Annotated in this window: 18 protein-coding genes and 2 pseudogenes; 7 read left to right on the top strand and 13 right to left on the bottom strand. The window is 36.7% G+C overall.

Features of this window, described 5'->3' with window-relative positions; genetic code table 11:
• Positions 1-14 precede the first annotated feature (14 nt).
• Complete coding sequence (locus AC0C45_RS20445) at positions 15-1,232, bottom strand: MFS transporter (protein ID WP_257063407.1); 1,218 nt, start codon at positions 1,230-1,232, stop codon at positions 15-17.
• Positions 1,233-1,373: 141 nt separating this feature from the next.
• Between AC0C45_RS20445 and AC0C45_RS20440 the strand changes: the two genes are divergently transcribed.
• Complete coding sequence (locus AC0C45_RS20440) at positions 1,374-1,655, top strand: acylphosphatase (RefSeq protein ID WP_472928670.1); 282 nt, start codon at positions 1,374-1,376, stop codon at positions 1,653-1,655.
• An 82-nt stretch (positions 1,656-1,737) separates the two neighbouring features.
• Positions 1,738-2,514, top strand: coding sequence for a 3-hydroxybutyrate dehydrogenase (locus AC0C45_RS20435; RefSeq protein ID WP_013056911.1), 777 nt, complete (start codon positions 1,738-1,740; stop codon positions 2,512-2,514).
• 46 nt (positions 2,515-2,560) lie between these two features.
• On the opposite strand, the gene AC0C45_RS20430 is transcribed toward AC0C45_RS20435, so the two are convergent.
• The 8 genes from AC0C45_RS20430 to AC0C45_RS20395 form a co-directional block, all read right to left on the bottom strand.
• The gene (locus tag AC0C45_RS20430; RefSeq protein ID WP_047933921.1) at positions 2,561-4,972 is read right to left on the bottom strand and encodes a S8 family serine peptidase; all 2,412 of its coding nucleotides are present in this window, start codon (positions 4,970-4,972) and stop codon (positions 2,561-2,563) included.
• Positions 4,973-5,711: 739 nt separating this feature from the next.
• Positions 5,712-6,149, bottom strand: a complete 438-nt coding sequence (locus AC0C45_RS20425; RefSeq protein ID WP_013056909.1) for a S1 domain-containing RNA-binding protein — start codon at positions 6,147-6,149, stop codon at positions 5,712-5,714.
• Positions 6,150-6,330: 181 nt separating this feature from the next.
• On the bottom strand, positions 6,331-7,152 hold the full coding sequence (nadE, locus tag AC0C45_RS20420; RefSeq protein ID WP_047931577.1) for an ammonia-dependent NAD(+) synthetase: 822 nt from the start codon (positions 7,150-7,152) through the stop codon (positions 6,331-6,333).
• A gap of 34 nt (positions 7,153-7,186) precedes the next feature.
• Positions 7,187-7,867 carry a nicotinate (nicotinamide) nucleotide adenylyltransferase gene (nadD, locus tag AC0C45_RS20415; protein WP_025752246.1) on the bottom strand — a complete coding sequence of 227 codons (681 nt, stop codon included), beginning with the start codon at positions 7,865-7,867 and terminating at the stop codon, positions 7,187-7,189.
• Positions 7,868-7,882: 15 nt separating this feature from the next.
• Positions 7,883-9,352, bottom strand: coding sequence for a nicotinate phosphoribosyltransferase (locus AC0C45_RS20410; RefSeq protein ID WP_034652448.1), 1,470 nt, complete (start codon positions 9,350-9,352; stop codon positions 7,883-7,885).
• Between the two features lie 23 nt (positions 9,353-9,375).
• The gene (locus AC0C45_RS20405; RefSeq protein WP_047931581.1) at positions 9,376-9,924 is read right to left on the bottom strand and encodes a cysteine hydrolase family protein; all 549 of its coding nucleotides are present in this window, start codon (positions 9,922-9,924) and stop codon (positions 9,376-9,378) included.
• A gap of 71 nt (positions 9,925-9,995) precedes the next feature.
• On the bottom strand, positions 9,996-10,772 hold the full coding sequence (locus tag AC0C45_RS20400; RefSeq protein WP_047931583.1) for an NUDIX domain-containing protein: 777 nt from the start codon (positions 10,770-10,772) through the stop codon (positions 9,996-9,998).
• A gap of 221 nt (positions 10,773-10,993) precedes the next feature.
• Entirely contained in the window at positions 10,994-11,389 is a 396-nt protein-coding gene (locus AC0C45_RS20395; protein ID WP_013056903.1) for a CDI toxin immunity protein, read from the bottom strand.
• 331 nt (positions 11,390-11,720) lie between these two features.
• Between AC0C45_RS20395 and AC0C45_RS20390 the strand changes: the two genes are divergently transcribed.
• The gene (locus AC0C45_RS20390) at positions 11,721-12,806 is read left to right on the top strand and encodes an FAD-dependent monooxygenase (RefSeq protein ID WP_472928665.1); all 1,086 of its coding nucleotides are present in this window, start codon (positions 11,721-11,723) and stop codon (positions 12,804-12,806) included.
• 104 nt (positions 12,807-12,910) lie between these two features.
• On the opposite strand, the gene AC0C45_RS20385 is transcribed toward AC0C45_RS20390, so the two are convergent.
• Both AC0C45_RS20385 and AC0C45_RS20380 read right to left on the bottom strand, forming a co-directional pair.
• Positions 12,911-13,246, bottom strand: a complete 336-nt coding sequence (locus AC0C45_RS20385) for a helix-turn-helix domain-containing protein (RefSeq protein ID WP_013056901.1) — start codon at positions 13,244-13,246, stop codon at positions 12,911-12,913.
• Positions 13,247-13,428: 182 nt separating this feature from the next.
• On the bottom strand, positions 13,429-13,554 hold the full coding sequence (locus AC0C45_RS20380; RefSeq protein ID WP_075420012.1) for an anti-repressor SinI family protein: 126 nt from the start codon (positions 13,552-13,554) through the stop codon (positions 13,429-13,431).
• Between the two features lie 223 nt (positions 13,555-13,777).
• On the opposite strand from AC0C45_RS20380, the gene AC0C45_RS20375 reads away from it, so the two are divergent.
• The 3 genes and pseudogenes from AC0C45_RS20375 to AC0C45_RS20365 all read left to right on the top strand — a co-directional run bounded on the left by AC0C45_RS20375 (position 13,778) and on the right by AC0C45_RS20365 (position 15,522).
• A complete protein-coding gene (locus AC0C45_RS20375) occupies positions 13,778-14,095 on the top strand; it encodes a hypothetical protein (protein WP_237893959.1) in 318 nt (105 codons plus the stop codon).
• A 15-nt stretch (positions 14,096-14,110) separates the two neighbouring features.
• Positions 14,111-14,581: a DinB family protein gene (locus tag AC0C45_RS20370; protein ID WP_472928662.1), complete on the top strand. Its 471-nt coding sequence runs from the start codon at positions 14,111-14,113 to the stop codon at positions 14,579-14,581.
• A 155-nt stretch (positions 14,582-14,736) separates the two neighbouring features.
• Positions 14,737-15,522, top strand: a pseudogene (locus AC0C45_RS20365) (nucleotidyltransferase domain-containing protein).
• Between the two features lie 67 nt (positions 15,523-15,589).
• On the opposite strand, the gene AC0C45_RS20360 reads toward AC0C45_RS20365, so the two are convergent.
• Positions 15,590-15,787, bottom strand: a complete 198-nt coding sequence (locus AC0C45_RS20360; RefSeq protein ID WP_013083020.1) for a hypothetical protein — start codon at positions 15,785-15,787, stop codon at positions 15,590-15,592.
• Between the two features lie 234 nt (positions 15,788-16,021).
• Between AC0C45_RS20360 and AC0C45_RS20355 the strand changes: the two are divergent.
• A pseudogene (locus AC0C45_RS20355) lies at positions 16,022-16,650 on the top strand (efflux MFS transporter permease); the annotation flags it as partial.
• A 27-nt stretch (positions 16,651-16,677) separates the two neighbouring features.
• On the opposite strand, the gene AC0C45_RS20350 reads toward AC0C45_RS20355, so the two are convergent.
• A complete protein-coding gene (locus AC0C45_RS20350) occupies positions 16,678-17,520 on the bottom strand; it encodes a hypothetical protein (protein ID WP_034652470.1) in 843 nt (280 codons plus the stop codon).
• Between the last annotated feature and the right edge of the window lie 102 nt (positions 17,521-17,622).

Genomic DNA, 17,622 nt, shown 5'->3' with positions numbered 1-17,622 from the left:
GCTTTTCCTTTTTCTTATTTTGCTTCGTGCATTTCTTTCACACGCTTATCGCTCGGTAACAGCCATGTTAACAGCCCTAGAATTGGAAGATAGCTGCAAAACAGCATAATAAACTGAAGGCTGAAGACATCGGCTAATTTACCGAATACAACAGCTCCTAAAGCTCCCATTCCAAAAGCAAGACCTACAATTAAGCCGGAAACCAAGCCGATTTTTCCCGGCATCAGCTCCTGAGCATAGACGACTGTGACGCTGAAACTTGACTGAAGAATAAAGCCGATTAGTACTAAAAGAGGTGCTGTCACTCCTAGAGAAACATGAGGCAGTAATAAAGTAAACGGTACTGACCCTAACATAGAAAACAATAAAATATTTCGTTTTCCGAAACGATCGGCAAGCGGACCTCCAAAGAATGTTCCAAATACCCCTGCAATCATAAATAAAAAAACGTAAAGCTGAGCGCTTTTGATAGGCAAATTAAATTTTTCAATGATATAAAACTGAAAGAAATTAAGGATGCCTGCTCCGTACCATGAACGTGCAAAAACAAGAAAAATTAAAAGTCCAACCGCGAAAATAATTTGCTTGTTCATCGTAAATGAAGCATCTGACTGCTTTTTCTTTAAGCGTTGACGAGTAGCTAACTCCGATTTATACCATTTAGAGACGCTATACAAAACCACTACGCCGATACCTGCAATTAACGTAAACCAAATCGTTCCAAACTGACCAAGTCCGATAAAGATAAATGCCGTAAATAGCGGAGCCATCGACTGTCCTGTATTTCCGCCAACTTGATAAATAGACTGCGCCAGCCCCCGTTTTCCTCCTGCTGCCATATATGCCACGCGAGAACCTTCCGGGTGAAAAATAGCGGATCCGAATCCTACAAATAAAACAGATATAATCACAAAATAAAAATTTGGCGCTAAAGCGAGCCCAACCATACCGATCATGCTTAAACACATTGCAATTGGCAATAAAAATGGCGAGGGACGCTTATCGGCAAATACGCCGAATACCGGCTGCATAATCGATGACGTCATGTTTAAAGCAAAGGCAATCCAGCCGATTTGCGTGTAGTTTAAATTCATCGATTTTTCAAGGACAGGAAAAAGTGCCGGTATAACGGATTGCATACAATCATTTAGGAAATGTCCTAAACTAATAGCAAATAAAATACGATAAATCGTTGCCGGCTGCGCTTGCTGCGTTCGTGCTGCTGCTTGCATTCATAACCCTTCTTTCTTAATTTAATCTACATTATAATTGTTAAAGTCTTACAATGTCTTTTTCTATTATACAGTGAAAATGAAGATTGTAGTTGTTTTCTTTTTTATAAAAAAGGGAAAATTACCTGTGAGGTGAGAACAGTGAAAAAACATGCGCATATGATTGTAGATGGACGCGTTCAAGGGGTTGGGTTTCGTCACTATACGCAGCTAAAAGCAATGGAATGCTCTATTAACGGATGGGTGCGAAATCGAGACGATCAAAAAGTGGAAATTGATGCTGAAGGTGAAGAAAGCAACATCCAAAAATTTATTGAAGAAATTAAAAAAGGTCCCTCACCGTTCGCTTCTGTTAGCAACGTGGAAGTAAAGGTAGTAAACACCCCTTCCCACACCCATTCTTTTCGCGTAAAGTACAGTTAAAAAACTCGCTAAATCAAGATAATTTTTGATAAAATGGAAAAGTAAGCGATTTTATATCATCTACATATAAGGGGGAAAAACGATGGTTGAAAACAAAATTGTGTTAATTACAGGTGCAGCTCAAGGTATTGGTTATCAAATTGGTGAGCGCTTTGCTGAAGACGGCGCAACTGTTGTCTTAACTGACTTGAATGAAGATGGAGTTAAGAAAGCAGCAGACAAATTGAAGACGAAAGGCTACGAAGCATTAGGCATTAAAGCAGACGTGACAAATGAAAGTGACATTGAACAAATGATTGCTCAAACGGTTGAAACATATGGCCGCCTTGATGTATTAATTAACAATGCTGGCATGCAATTTGTTTCCCCGCTCGAAGAATTTCCTACTGAAAAATTTGAACTTTTAACGAAAATTATGCTTGTTGCACCTTTTGTTGCGACTAAGCATGCGTTTCCTATTATGAAAAAGCAAAAATTCGGCCGCATTTTGAACATGTCTTCCATTAACGGTTTGATTGGTTTCTCAGGAAAAGCGGCATACAACAGCGCTAAGCACGGCGTGATTGGCTTAACGAAAGTGGCTGCTCTTGAAGGTGCAGAGCACGGCATTACGGTAAATGCGATTTGCCCTGGTTATGTTGATACGCCGCTTGTTCAAAATCAATTAAAAGATTTGGCACGTACGCGAAATGTAGCGCTTGAAAAAGTACTAGAAGAAGTCATTTATCCTCTTGTTCCTCAAAAGCGCTTGCTTGCAGTTGATGAAATTGCAGATTATGCAATGTTTTTAGCAAGTGATTTAGCAAAAGGCGTAACCGGCCAAGCTGCCGTGATCGATGGTGGATATACGGCTCAATAAAAAAAGAGTGTCAGTTAGACTGGCACTCTTTTTTTTATTTATTTATTTATTTAATTTCGAATTCTCCTAAAGAACCTGTCGTCTGACCTGCTTTTACTGCTTCTGCGTATAAATAATACGTTCCCGCTGGAAGAGCTTCACCATTAATCTTTCCGTCCCACGTTGCGCTAGAGAATCCTTTTTCTACATTCGTATACGAACTTAACAATTCCCCTTTTTCTAACGTTGCATCGTAAATGTAATAGCTAAGCTTCTCTGCTCCGCCTGGTAAATAACTGCCGTATTCAAATGATCCATTTCCAAGTACATCTACATAAGCAGAAGTAACGCGAGGATAATCCGGCTCTTTTACAAATAAGATGGTTGGAACATCGTACGTTTCTTTATTGTTACTTACGGTAATTGTCCCTTCGTAATAGCCAGGAGATAATTTCCCTGCATCTACTTTTACATTCAGGTTTACTTTTTGCGTTTTTCCTTCATTAACAACTAAATCATTTGTTGATTTAACGTCAATTGCCTGATGGCTTTTCTTAAATTTTACTTTGACCGAGTATTTTTGACTGTGGTTTGATAGATTTTTAATCTTAAAGCTTTGTTTTTCTACTTGCTTCCCTTTATCTTTATAAAAGACGCCGTACGAGTGACTTCCTGGGGTAATAAGCGTTTTTGCTTTAATTGCATCTACTACGCGCATGCTTCCTGCACCTTGCGTATTATGAGGGTAAACCAGCCCGTTGCGGTCACGAAGCAGTTCGGTTGTGTTCATTAAAGATGCTTTTACATCTTCTACTTTATAATTTGGATGCGCCTGTAAAATTAACGCTGCTGCTCCTGCTACGTGGGGTGCTGCCATACTTGTTCCTTGCTTTGATCCATATCCATGAGGGTTGCTTGGATCATTGGTTGGCACTGTGCTGATGATATCGACTCCCGGTGCCGAAATGTCCGGCTTAATCATCCATGTATCAACAACCGGTCCGCGAGATGAAAAGTCAGCCATTGTTTCATCAACTGTCTGATCAAATGTTGCAGTAAAAGAGCCCGTAACGGATCCTTTTGCTAAAGAAGCTGCCAAAGCTTGTCCATCGGCTTTTGATAGGCGAATACTTGGCAAAGATGTGCCTGGAATATCAGGGATTGTTCCTTCTACGTTGTTGTAAATCACCGTTGCCACAGCACCGGCTTTTTTCGCATTATCAACTTTATCTACAAACGCAATGTCGCCGCGAGAAATAACCGCTACTTTTCCTTTTACATCCTTTCCTTCAAAGTCTTCTGGTTTACCGAGTCCGACAGGTACAAATTCATACTTTTTACCGCTTGCATCCAGTAGCGCCTTGTCATTTGGAAAGCCCATTACTTCAGCTGAAGCGTAGCTTGCGTTATCTACAGTTAATGTCGTTTTATACAAATTGTAAGGAAGCTGAGTTGCCCCCACTGAAATAGCTTCACGAGACGTTCCCGGAGACCCTACTGTCCAGTTAGCTGGTCCACTGTTTCCATTTGACGTAACGGCAACTACTCCTTCTTCCATTGCCCAATCTAATGCAATACTCGTTGCCAAGTCCGGATTATTAATCGTATCTCCAAGCGACAGGTTCATTACATCAGCTCCGTCTTCTACCGCACGTTCAATACCGGCGATCACGTCTTCTGTGGTACCCGTTCCTCCTGGACCTAGTACACGATAAGCAAGTAAATGAGCATCAGGAGCTACTCCTTTAATTTTCCCGTCCGCTGCAATTGTTCCTGCTACGTGCGTTCCGTGTGTTGTTGCTTCGCCTTTTGGATCTCCAGCAGGCGTTTCTTGAGGATCTTTGTCATCATCTACAAAATCCCATCCTTTATATTTCTCAAACGCTGACTTTAAATCCGGGTGGTCGTAATCAACGCCTGTATCGATAACGGCTATGGTCATATTTTTGCCTGTATATCCTGATTTCCACGCTTGATCTGCTCCTACATAGTAAATGCTTTTATCCATTTCAGAACCGTATTCTTCGGCGCTCACTTCTTTCGATTTCACTTCTGTTGTATGATATTCAACACTTGGGTAAATAGCTTTTACTCCCGGTAAACTTGCTACTTTTTCAAGGTCATTAGCTGGAAGTTCCGCTGAAAACCCGGAAAACACTTGGTCATATTCACGCTTTACTTTTGAAGTTTTAGAAGCTTTTGAAAGCTCTTTTTTCACTTCGTCACGCACTTTTTTAATCTTCCCTTTACTTTGCGGTACTCCTTTTTTCTTTGCTTCCGCTACAGACTCTTCATTTAACTCCACGATAACTTTTACTTTTTTGGCTGATTTTAAGTTATAGTCTCCTTGAATTTTAACTAAAGACGGTTCAAGCGCCGGTTTTGAATTTCCGTTGGCGGATGCTCCCATTGCAAAAGAAGATAAAGCAACCGAAAATGCTACTGTACTTAATACAGACCGAATTGACACTTTTTTCATTGTTTTTTCCCTCTCCATTTCTCTCTATACTTCGTGCTACTATGTATGCCTTCATCCCCGGAACATACGAATCTTTTGCTTAGCTTGTGAGCTAAAAACTAGAATAGTATGGAAGTTCTATATATTACTATAAAATCCTTGAGTCTATGGAATTATTTTATATATTGGTGAAAATTAAGCACTAATACTCAAAAAATGAAGGATTTTGTCTGTTTCTCGTCTTTTCGTAACTTTTTTATTCCTAAAATTATGAAGAGATTAGATGAATATACAAGAATACTGCCGAATTTCTGTTAATTTAGCTATTTTTATCAGGGACTCATCTCTACTTCCTCTTCGGTTACTTATAAGGTTTTTTTATTATTTTAAGAAAATTGTTCTTATAAGCGTTTTTTATTTTATAAATTATTATTTAGAACATAGTTTAATTTAATATAAAATACGCACTTAATTAAATGAAATTTTAAAAAATTAAGAATAATAAAGGGAGATCTTGCAGATACTAACGTCAACGCTCGCACAAAGGGAGGCATGATTATGATAGATTTAAATTTCATCCTACTCATCCTTGATCTTCTCTCATCTCTTGTCACTATTGGCATCTACTTTACAACTAAGTAAGTACCTAACCTTCTCTTTACTCTTCTAGCGCATGCACTTAAGCTATTAAAAAAAGAAGCAAGCCAATTTTTATTGGCTTGCTTCAGCTATATAATAAAGTAGTTAAACTGGAAGGGATTTATCCGCGTCTTCCGCCTCTGCCACCTCGTTTTGATTCAGTGCTGCGTTTTAGTGTAGATAAATTATCTTCACTATCTTTTAAGAAACGCGCCATTTTTTGTTCGAAGTTTTCCTTTGGTTGGAAGTTGCTTTTAGAACGATTATCATTATTTCTTGCCTGACGTGGCGGGCGTTGTGAATAAGAAGATGAGGGTCTTTCAGGTTTATCTATTGCTTTTTTAATCGATAATCCAATTTTTCCGTCTTTCTCATTAACGACTTTCACTTCAATCTCTTGACCAACTTTAAGATGGTCATTAATGTCTTTTACATAGCTGTCAGCTACCTCACTAATATGTACAAGCCCAGTTTGACCTCCAGGTAATTCTACAAATGCTCCAAAATTAGTAATACCTGTTACTTTACCTTGTACCTTGCTACCTACTTCAACTGCCATAAAAAATGTTCCTCCTCAATAATATTAAAAGCACTTCATTATACCAAAGTGCGTAAGAATAACAAAGTGTGTATGAGAAAACAATTTGTTAAATTGCACTTTTTCCGCCTCTTTTTTGTTTTATGAAAGAAATCAGTCAAAATAATGCCCATATTAGGTATATCTAATATGGGCATTTCTCTCATTTCCACCATTCATCAAACATGCTAGCCGGTAACTGACGTTTATGTTCAGTAATACGATAGCGCTGTTCAATTTTTTCAGCGGCTTCTTGTGATACTTCTTTTCCTTCCAAATAATCGTCTAGTTCATCATAAGAAATTCCTAGTTCCGTTTCATCAGCTTGACCAGGACTATTATCTAACAAGTCAGCTGTTGGTATTTTTTCATACAATCGTTTATCTGCACCTAATTCTTTTAGCAATGCTTTTCCTTGACGTTTTGTTAGTCCTGTTAGAGGCAGCACATCTGCTCCGCCATCTCCGTATTTCGTAAAAAAGCCTGTTACTGCTTCTGCTGCATGATCGGTTCCGATAACTAAAAGGCCGTTTTCTCCTCCGATTGCATACTGTACAATCATACGCGTACGTGCTTTGACATTTCCTTTATGAAAATCAGACAGGGCTATATCTGTCGCACCTGTAAACGAACTTTCAAATGCTTCCACCGTGTTTTTAATATTAAACGTATATGTTTCATTAGGTTTAATAAATTCTAGTGAAGCCTTCGCATCCGCTTCATCATGCTGCGTGCCATGAGGCAAGCGAACGGCTACAAATTTTGCTTCATATTCTTCTTTTCGCAATTCGTCTACAGCAATCTGTGCTAATCGTCCAGCTAAGCTAGAGTCCTGCCCCCCGCTTATACCTAATACAAAGCCTTTTGCATTTGCTGACTTTAGGTAGCTTTTCAGAAAATCAACGCGGGCACGAATTTCTTGTGCTGGATCAATTTCAGATTTCACATGTAGCTCTTTTCTTATTTTTTCTTGCATGTCTGACATGATACATGCTCTCCTTCCATTATATGTAGATTTCTTACTGATACAGTCCATGTTTTTTACTATAAAAATAACAGAGATCAGGCATTAAATATCTTGGTTCTCCGCCCCGGGCAAATTCTTGACGAATATAAGTAGAGCTGATTTCCATCGCCAGCCCTTTATCAAGAAGCTGAAACCGGCCGTCGTCATAATTTCGAAGCAAAGGAGAATGACTAATAGCTTTCAACATGTCTATTCCCTCTCTTGCCATGATGATAAACTGGTTTTTACTAATAAGCTCATCTGCTTTCTTCCACTTGCCTTCACCAATATCTTGCAGTAAGTCGGCTCCCATAATAAAAAATAAATCAGCGTGTGGAAGTAATTTTTTAAAGTGCTCCATAGTGTAGTATGTGTAATGATAGCCGGGCAATACGTCTAGCTCATACGTATCGAGCAAAAATTTGGGGTTATCTTTAATCGCTAAGCTAACCATATTTACACGGTGCTCATCCAACGTCTGGAGCTTTTTATCTGTTCGTTTGTGCGATGAAGGCAAAAAGATAATAGCATCTAGCTTCTTTCGATGTGCAACCGTTGATGCCGTCCACAGGTGAACATTGGTAACCGGATCAAAAGAAGAACCATAAATACCAATTTTCGCTCCTTTTTCTAAAAGCTTATCTATTTTTTTATCAGGGTTTAGCTGTTGAAAATAAGCAAGCGTATCTGACATGTCTCCAGCTCCCTACTATTTTTTATTTAGGGCTTCTGCAACTTTTTGTTTTACGTACGCAATTTGACGCGTTTTATTTTCCCAACATTTTTCGCTTAAATCTACTGGATATTCTTCAGGATTGCGCGTGCGCTTATATTCATCCCAAAGCAGCTCTAAATTATCTTTTACGTACTGCTGAATTTCCTGAAGTTCTTCTGTTTCATACACAAGCTCTCCGTTCACAAAGATATCATGATGGAGTTCTTTTGCTTCAAAATTTGTGACGAATTTACTGATAAACGTATGAACAGGATGGAACATTTTTAAACGTTCTTCGCTTTGAGGATCTTCGTCTTCCATCGTGATATAATCCCCTTCAGATTTCCCATTCAAATTATTAATAATACGATATACGCGCTTTAATCCTGGTGTACTCACTTTTTCAGGATTTGCGCTAATTTTAATCGTATCCATCATCTCGCCATTTTCTCCTTCAATAGAAACGAGTTTATACACTGCACCAAGCGCGGGCTGATCATATGCAGTAATGAGCTTAGTACCAATCCCCCACATGTCTATTTGTGCCCCTTGCGACTTTAAATGCATAATCGTATCTTCATCTAAATCGTTGGAAGCAACAATTTTTGTCTCTGTAAACCCTGCTTCATCTAACATTTGACGAGCTTTTTTAGACAAATATGTTAAATCGCCGCTGTCTAAGCGAATGGCTGTAAAATTAATTTTATCGCCTAATTCTTTTGCTACTTTAATGGCGTTAGGAACTCCTGATTTTAACGTATCGTACGTATCAACTAGAAACACGCAGTTTTTATGGCGACGAGCATATTTATGAAATGCAATGTATTCGTCTTTATAAGCTTGCACCATCGCATGAGCATGCGTTCCTGCCACTGGAATTCCAAATTTCTTTCCTGCTCGCACGTTAGAAGTAGCACTAAATCCGCCAATATAGGCTGCTCTTGTTCCCCAAATGGCAGCGTCCATTTCTTGAGCGCGGCGTGTTCCAAATTCCATTGCCACTTGATCTCCTACTACATGTTTGATTCGAGCTGCTTTTGTTGCAATCAGCGTTTGGTAATTCACAATATTTAAAATCGCTGTTTCTACAAGCTGAGCTTCAATTAATGGTGCTTCTACACGTAAAATTGGTTCATTATGAAATACAAGCTCACCTTCACGCATACATCGAATTGTTCCAGTAAACGTAAGGTCTTTTAAGTAAGCTAAATAATCTTCTTTAAAACCTAATTCTTCGTGCAAGTAGGTTAAATCTGATTCGCTAAATTTAAATGCTTTAATATATTCAATAATTCTTTCTAATCCAGCGAAAACAGCATAACCATTTCCAAAAGGAAGTTTGCGGAAGAAAACTTCAAAAACAGCCTTCTTTTGATGAATATTATCTTCCCAGTACGTTTCTCCCATATTAATTTGATATAAATCGGTGTGTAGCATTACGCTGTCATCTGTAAACATATTCATTGATTTCCTCCACTTTTATGTCCTTAAATAATTTCTGCTCCGAGGCAAGATTTAAAGTGTTCGAGCGCCCACTCATGGCCTTTTTGATTAAAGCTTGCTACGGCTTTTTCATAAATATAAATAGCAAACCCTTTATTATAGGCATCTACTGCTGTATGAAGTACACAAATATCCGTACATACACCTGCTAAGTAGACATCGGTAATTTGTCTTTCTCTCAGTTTAATCTCCAGCTCCGTTCCAGCAAATGCGCTGTATCTCGTTTTATTCATCCATTCTACATTTGCCTGTGATTGATACACATTATATAAATCATTTAACTTTCCGTATAGCTCTCTTCCTGCAGAGCCTTCAACATTATGAGGCGGAAACAGCGCTGATTCTGGATGCAAGGAATCATTTTCTTTATGAAAATCAATGGCGAACACCACATACTCGTTTTGCTCAATAAATTGACGCGTAATATCGCTTATGAATGTTTCAATTTGTTGCCCTGGTTCTCCGCATGTCAAAGCTCCGTTTTCAGCTACAAAATCATTTGTATAATCGATGTTAATCAGTGCTTTTTTCATTATGTTTCCCCCTCATATGTAAAAATTAACAGTTAACATATTGTTAATTATTTGAATTGAAAGTTTTTCTTTTAATAGCGTGCTGTATAGATTGGCTTCATCACATTCATTTCAACAAACCGGTAGAGCTTTGTTGGTTTTTTAGACGTTCTCGTCGTTGTTTTTCCGTCTACTTCTTCAATAAATGGCAGCATTCTTATTTTTCGTGCAAAGGCCTGATCACTTTTAATCGCTGCATCATCCGTTACGGTAAGCAGCACAGCCTGCAGCTCAGAGTATGTAAACTGAGAAGGCAGAAATTTCTGGGCAATGGTCGTTTGCAATAAATCTTTCTTAATTTCCTTGATTGCATCTCGAATGATGATTTCATGATCAAAAGCTAAAGGCAATGAAAAGATTTGATCTATTTTAAACAATTCAACTCGAGCAGCATCATCATTCGCTTTTCGCTTTATTAGACTATCTTCTGGAACGATTGCATAATGTGCGTTTGTAATGACCCATCCTCTATCGTCCCTGCCAGGCTCATCATAGACACCATAGTGTTTTAAATGAATATCCTTTACGCCCGTTTCTTCTTCGAGCTCTCTTTTAGCCGCTTCAAAAGCTGATTCATTAGGATGGACAAATCCGCCGGGAAGCGCCCACTTTCCTGCTTCGCTGTTCTTTTCTCCCTCTGCATTCACCATTGCTCGTTGGATAAGCATTAATTTCAAACTCATTTTAGGTGGTTTGTATGGTTCTTTTTCTTCCGTCACAATCGTAAATACAGCAATATCTGACGTATAGCCATAGGGTTTAGGGTATTCTTTTTTCGTTTGATTCGTCATTGCTTTATTGTTCGACATTCATCATTTCTCCTGATCGCTCTTTTTACAATTAACAATATGATTAATGTTAATTATATTTGTTTTATGGAAAATGTCAATACTTTTCCCACTAATTATAAAGAGAAGGTAATTTATATTGTAAATAACGTTATGTTTCGTATTTTTTAGATTTTATATGCATAAAAAGCTGAGTGAAGAAGTTCTAATTTGCCTCCTCCCTCAGCTTTTTTTCCTTTTAATTAACGTGCTGCTAAACCAATCATCATTTTACCGTCTTTAAAATACTCAATTACATAGTCAACAGACGGACAGTAAATAAATGCTTCTTCGGTCAGATCAGCTGTTTGTTGAAAAAACAGTAAAGCCTGAGCTAAATCGACGCTTACAGCTTTAGTTGCTCGTTTCCAGAATAAAACAACCTGATGTTCTTTTATATTCATCTCTTGAAGCCATTTTTTGATTTCTTCAATATGCCGGGTGGACTTTTTAATTAATACTTTTCTCCAATTAATTTGCATGATTGTTAAAAAAGGAAAGGTGTTTGAAAGTTTTTCGAAGTAAATGCTTGTCTGCCTTTTTGTTAGCAAATCTGCACTGTTACCCAATGTTTGAATATAATGTTCTACTTTTGTCATAATCATCCTCCAGTCGAAATTGGAGTTTGCTAGAATTTTCAGGAACAATCTCTACTCTTCTTGCTAAAAATCCTGCAGCTTTCCAACCGTGCTTTTTCTCAACAATTTTGAAATTTCACCTTTTTATACAAATTATTCAAAATAATTTGTGTATTTTAGTTTACCATAAAACTTAACCTTTGACTTTGATTATGTAGAACCTTATTTGTGTTTTGTCCAAAGAGCGAATTTCATAGAAGAAAAGCTATAAAAAAGTTGACATTAACATTTATAAAAGTTAATATACTTACTAAAAGTAACTTAATTTCATATAACAAACAAGGTGAAGAAAATGAACTATCAAACAGATGTGTGTATAATAGGAGCCGGACCAGGCGGTGCTTTACTGGCCCATCTACTGGCTAAACAAAATATATCAACTATACTGATAGAGAGATCTGATGAGCTTGGAAAAGAATTTCGAGGCGAACATTTAAATGAAGATGGAGAAATGATTCTTAAGAAACATCATATATTTGAAGAAATTGAAAGCTTAGGCCTCCTTCGAATGTCTAGGGTCGAATACTGGAAGGATGGACATGTATTCAAAACGATAGAATCTGAACTTGGACATGCAGGAATTCATGTTCCACAGCAGCATCTCCTTCAGTCTATAAATAGCCAAGCAAGCATCCACCCCTCCTACAAGCTTATGCTGGGCACAAAAGTAACAGAGCTAATGCAGAATGAAAAAGGACAATATACTGGAATAAAAGCTCAGCAAAAAGGCCGGGGTGAAATAATAGTTGAAAGTAAAATCATTATTGGAGCAGATGGTCGATATTCAACTGTTCGCAAACTCGCGCACATAAAAAACAATATCCACAATCATGGATACGATTTGCTTTGGGCGAAAATTCCTGCACCTGCCAATTGGGAGCCTTCTATTAAATTTGCACTTGTGAAGCAGCAGGTGGCGCTTTTTTCTCAAGCAAAAGGCTTTGTTCAAATCGGATGGAATATTGAAAAAGGCAGCTATCCTGCTCTTCGAAAACAATCGTTTAGACCGTTTATTCAGCGTTTAATAGACGCTTTCCCTAGCTTAAACCTTTCAATAGAAAGGTTTATTACGTCGTGGTCAGACTTTACGCTTCTTTCTGTGCAAAGCAGCATAAGCGAAGTATGGTCAAAGCATCACCTGTTATTATTAGGGGATGCTGCTCATACGATGACTCCTACTGGCGCTTTTGGATTAAACGAGTCATTAAAAGATGCTGACTTACTGTCTGACTTACTGCATCAAGTTTTTTATCAAAACAAAGAGATTTCAGAAACATTGAGACAGTTTGAACAGAAAAGAAAGCCTAAATTAATAACTCTTGAACGTATTCAGTTTCAGCGAGAAAAAGAATTCTCGTCCCATTTTATTTCTTCTTAAGCCTAAAAAAAGAGATTCCATAGATAAATGGAATCTCTTTTTTGCAACCATGATTTTTTAGCAGTTATTCTATGTAAGTTCTCTTTTATGTATACTCCGCGAAGTTAATCTTGCTTTGCCCGCTGCCATTTTTGAAATTCAAGAAATTGTTTAAACTGCTCTTTGCTTATTCCTGACTCCGCTGCTTCTTTTGCTAACTCAAGCCACTCATCATCAATATCCAACGATTCAGATTTATCCATAGGCTCATGAATCAATCTATCAATACTCACGTTCAATGAGGTAGAAATTTTGTTTAGAAATTGAATAGATGGGTTGAGCTGAATTCCTCTTTCTACTGAAGATATGTACGATTTAGCAACACCCGCTCGGTTTGCAAGTTCTGTTAGCGATATTCCCTGTTTCGTTCTGAGATCTCGAATACGTTGGCCAATTGTCATTTTAATCACCCTTACTAATGCTTACTTACCGATAATAATACCATAATTTCACTTTACCGTGCATTATAAATAAACGTTCTTACTGTAAAGGGATGATTATACATCTAGTGGACATAGCTTGAGACTCGCTATAAAGGTTATCTATGCTCAGAGAATTCTTTATTTCCTTACTAGTGTATCGGCTAAGAATTTGAGCTAATACTTTGTAAAAATTGTCTAACTTCCTCGATGCTTATACCTGTTTGTTTTGCTTCCATTATGAGCATAACCCATTCTAAGTCTAACGTATTTTCGTCTTTAAAATTCATAATTCTACTCCTTTCTTCTTTTTTCAAAATTGATAACGTTTTCTTTTTTCTGTTTTTGGGCATTCTCCCTTATTTCTCACTATGGTTTTACAGTATAATGGATATTACTAGAACATTAGACATTTTTTAATTACTAAAAAGCACCCTTTTTTTGAAATTTTTGTCTATTCTTATCATAATAATTTTACCGTTACACAAACGCTACAGTTAGACACTAGGAGGATTGTTTTTATGCCTTTTCTGCATACGGCGACTGCACCAATTAGTTCCTTATTATTTAACAACGATTTATGACGATTGGTTCCTTGATATCCGAGTAAAAATAGAGATTATTCTTCTTGACTTATTAATCTGGATGAAAGAATGGCTTTGTGAGAATGGAAAAGTTTCAAAAGCCGTATTTTTACTCATTAAATTTATTGATTTAGTAGAAGAAAAGGAATTCATTTATGATGAAATTATCGATTGCTATATCAAGCTAGATAACAATGAAAAATCAGAGTACTGGCTGAATCAAAAAATGCGGTATTTATTTGAATAAAAAGGATGTGAATACATGAATTCGTACTGTGAGATGGTGTTTAATCAAATAAACGTTAACATCCATTCCCTAACCGCAATCATTAATGACGTTACAGAAGAAGAGCTTGCTTATCGTCCCCTCCCTCACAAGCGGTCTATTCAAGAGCTTCTGCAGCATTTATGTCTCATTTGCAGTGCAGACTATTATATTTCCTTAGGCCACTCTGCAGATAAAATGAATGACTTTTATCTGCAGTATCCAGCTTATACAAAGCTTGAACTCAAAGCAGCTTTAGTAGAAGGCTTCAATCAGCTAAAAGCAGTTTACTCTTCTTTTGACGAACAAAATCTATTTTCACTGCAGACATCCTATTGGGGATGCACGTATACACGTTTTGAGTGGCTGCTTGAAATTCAGTCTCATTTATACCATCATCGTGCAGAACTGTACACGCTTCTAACCTGTTACCGCAGAAACGGATTGAATGTAGTGCTTTTTGAGTGATATAATTTTTACTCTCTATATTTTCGTAGCTTTTTAGAGGCTTAAAGGAATCTTCTTTTATTTGTTTACCATTTTCCATCCATCATGAAATATAATAGGAGAAATAGTAATAGCTTTTGTATGTAGAAAGCATTAAAAGGAAATGAGGTTGGGTTATGAGAGAAACAATTGTTGCAGCTTTAAAAGAAATTGAAGAAGATTTCGACGTAAAAGTATTATACGCTTGTGAATCTGGAAGTAGAGCGTGGGACTTTCCATCTAAAGATAGCGATTATGATGTTAGATTTATTTATATTCATAAGAGGAATAAATATTTAAGCATTGATCCAATGGGTGTAGGTAAAAAGCGAGATGTAATAGAGCTACCTATTAATGACCTATTAGATGTTAGCGGCTGGGACTTAACCAAGACATTAAAACTTTTTAGAAAATCAAACCCGCCCTTACTAGAATGGATATAATCAAACATTGTATATTACAAGGCGTATTCAACATTTGATAAAATGAAAGAACTACATTCTAACATCTTTACTCCTACTTCTTGTATATACCACTATTTAAATATGGCTAGAAATAACTTTCGAGAGTATTTACAAGGTGACGAAGTAAAAATCAAAAAATATTTTTATGTTTTAAGACCTGTGCTAGCTGCTAAGTGGATTGAGCAACATAACGAATTTCCTCCACTAGAATTTCCTATTCTCTTAGAGAAACTGTTACCAGAAGGAGAATTAAAAGAAGAGGTTAGCAAGCTGTTAAAGCGTAAAATTAGTGGTGATGAGTTAGATTTAGAACCATGCACCAATGTTATTAATGAATTTTTAAACTTAGAAATTGACCGTTTAGACAAATACGTCAGAACTTTATCCGTAGAATTAGATGACCCTACATATGAATTAGATCAATTGTTTAGAGATACTTTAGACGAAGTTTGGAACTAAGTATAAAACAAAAAGGCTTATCCCTAATGCAAGTAGCGGCGGATAAGCCTTTTATTTATAATTTCTATTAAAGCGGTATATTATTATTCGTATTTTTTGTTTCATTCAAATAGCTCTCCACATATATTTGTTCTGCATCTGTAGCATTTTTAATTCCATCCTCGGGACTAAATTCAATGCTTCTCCTTATTGCTACACGATCTGCAATGTAACCCATTGCTAACAAAAAAACTATACATCCGCCTGCCCACAGCCACATTGTCATTTTAATACCCCCTATTTCTTCTTTAGTTCACCTAGCGTCGCGTAATACAGCATATATCCTCCGACTGTATATTAAACGTTTTTCCGCAAAAAGGAATTTAAATTAAAATCCCCTATACTTACTATACGTTATAGCATGAAGAAAAGTTTCGGAAAATTACATTAATAATTTTCGAGTTGATTTTCAACAAATCTGATTATAATTTTTTATGTTTCATCCTAAATAATTTCAAAACTGCTGCCAATCTATCTACAAAGCATTTGAGGCTTTACGCCGCTTCAAACAGATCTACTATTATTGCCAGGTCAGGTGCATTAATTATGGGCTTAATGGGACCTATCCCCGGTAAACTGTATGATAAATACGGTATTCGTGTATTAGCAATAGTTGGTCTTGTAATTACTTCTTATGCTACATATGAATTCACTAAACTTACTGGTGGAACTCCATAAAGCCACATCTTAGGCATTTATATCTTACGTTTGTTCGGTATGTCATTAATTATGACTGCAGGTATGAACCAATTACCTCAACATTTAATTTCTCACGGTACAGCTTTAAGTAATACAATTCGTCAAGTTGCAGGTTCAATTGGTACGGCTATACTCGTTACAATTACGACACAGCAAACTACTGAACATCTTTCAAACTACACTAATACACTAACAACTAACAATGATTTCTTTAGTAGTCAACTTAGTCAGTTAGGTAATAGCGGTATTGTGTCGCTATATGCTAAAGCAATAAAAACTTCGACTATAGATGGCATTAACGATGCATTCTTATTTGCTACATTATTAGGTCTGGTTGCACTTTTACTCTCTTTCTTCTTTCGTACACCAAAGATCAATAGAGAGAAATAATAAACAATCGTATTTAAAGCATATATTTTACATTTGGATATCATATTTAGATTCAAATGCAGACACTTTTTCTTTAGCATCTAAAAATTGTGTTTCAGCAGCTTTTGTGTTTTCTTCTAAAGTTGATTTATCCTTACCACTTTCTTTTTGTAGAACTTCTAGCATTTCAACTTGTTTATTTAATGACGAAGTTACGCTAGTGACTGCGGAATTCAATTGATTATATTCTTCAGTACTAAAGCTAGCTTTATATTTCTCCAACTCTTCCTTAATAAGCTTTATTCTTTTCATAGGCATTCCTTGTATAGACTTAATAGCCTCAGTTGCGTCTGCATCAATTTTTTCATAATCGTAGCTATCTGCATTAAAATCTTTGTCTAACTCAATAGTGTTTACTGCATTAAAGTGCTGAGTAATATCGGCTTTAGTTAATACAATATGCATATGAGTACCTATAGCAGCTTCGTACACATCTACTGCCGAACCGTAACGCTTTTGAGCTTTTATTGCTTGATTATTACTTAAATGGTCTATCTCAGTTTTTAAGTCTTTTAAGTGTTTGTCTAGTTCGCCATCATCGCCTTGAAGAATATTCTTGCTTTCAATTGACTTTGCAAGTATGTTAAAGGCTGCTTCAAAAACAAGATAATCATCAGATTCCATATATCCTTTTTCTTTTGTATATTCTTCATACTCACTCTCTAATTTAAAGAGTTTTTGTTCGAGTTTCTTCTGCTCTTTCCCCATTTGTTTCTGCTCTTGCTTAGCAGATCCTTGTTTTTGTTCTTCTTTTGTTGACCCACAAGCTACTAAACTAATAGATAGCAAAGATGCTACAAGTCCTAGGCCGATTCTTCTTAATTTTTTCATTTGTTTCTCCTTTTTTTGGTATGTAGTTTTTTCACCCAACAATGATAGCATATATTATGTACTCCAAAAGAACGATTTCAGTAAAATTATCAAGTTTTCTAT

The organism is Priestia sp. VA7 (assembly GCF_055710015.1).
Note: the sequence above shows the minus strand (reverse complement) of the source record. Positions and strands in the feature narration are given on the sequence as shown.

Coding starts and splice junctions, on each gene's coding strand:
- AC0C45_RS20360 (WP_013083020.1), bottom strand. CDS start 15,787: ATGACAATGTGGCTGTGGGCAGGCGGATGTATAGTTTTTTTGTTAGCA.
- AC0C45_RS20405 (WP_047931581.1), bottom strand. CDS start 9,924: ATGAAAAAAGCACTGATTAACATCGATTATACAAATGATTTTGTAGCT.
- AC0C45_RS20385 (WP_013056901.1), bottom strand. CDS start 13,246: ATGACAATTGGCCAACGTATTCGAGATCTCAGAACGAAACAGGGAATA.
- AC0C45_RS20380 (WP_075420012.1), bottom strand. CDS start 13,554: ATGAATTTTAAAGACGAAAATACGTTAGACTTAGAATGGGTTATGCTC.
- AC0C45_RS20430 (WP_047933921.1), bottom strand. CDS start 4,972: ATGAAAAAAGTGTCAATTCGGTCTGTATTAAGTACAGTAGCATTTTCG.
- AC0C45_RS20400 (WP_047931583.1), bottom strand. CDS start 10,772: ATGTCGAACAATAAAGCAATGACGAATCAAACGAAAAAAGAATACCCT.
- AC0C45_RS20350 (WP_034652470.1), bottom strand. CDS start 17,520: ATGAAAAAATTAAGAAGAATCGGCCTAGGACTTGTAGCATCTTTGCTA.
- AC0C45_RS20445 (WP_257063407.1), bottom strand. CDS start 1,232: ATGCAAGCAGCAGCACGAACGCAGCAAGCGCAGCCGGCAACGATTTAT.
- AC0C45_RS20390 (WP_472928665.1), top strand. CDS start 11,721: ATGAACTATCAAACAGATGTGTGTATAATAGGAGCCGGACCAGGCGGT.
- AC0C45_RS20435 (WP_013056911.1), top strand. CDS start 1,738: ATGGTTGAAAACAAAATTGTGTTAATTACAGGTGCAGCTCAAGGTATT.
- AC0C45_RS20425 (WP_013056909.1), bottom strand. CDS start 6,149: ATGGCAGTTGAAGTAGGTAGCAAGGTACAAGGTAAAGTAACAGGTATT.
- nadD (WP_025752246.1), bottom strand. CDS start 7,867: ATGTCAGATACGCTTGCTTATTTTCAACAGCTAAACCCTGATAAAAAA.
- nadE (WP_047931577.1), bottom strand. CDS start 7,152: ATGTCAGACATGCAAGAAAAAATAAGAAAAGAGCTACATGTGAAATCT.
- AC0C45_RS20370 (WP_472928662.1), top strand. CDS start 14,111: ATGAATTCGTACTGTGAGATGGTGTTTAATCAAATAAACGTTAACATC.
- AC0C45_RS20410 (WP_034652448.1), bottom strand. CDS start 9,352: ATGAATATGTTTACAGATGACAGCGTAATGCTACACACCGATTTATAT.
- AC0C45_RS20395 (WP_013056903.1), bottom strand. CDS start 11,389: ATGACAAAAGTAGAACATTATATTCAAACATTGGGTAACAGTGCAGAT.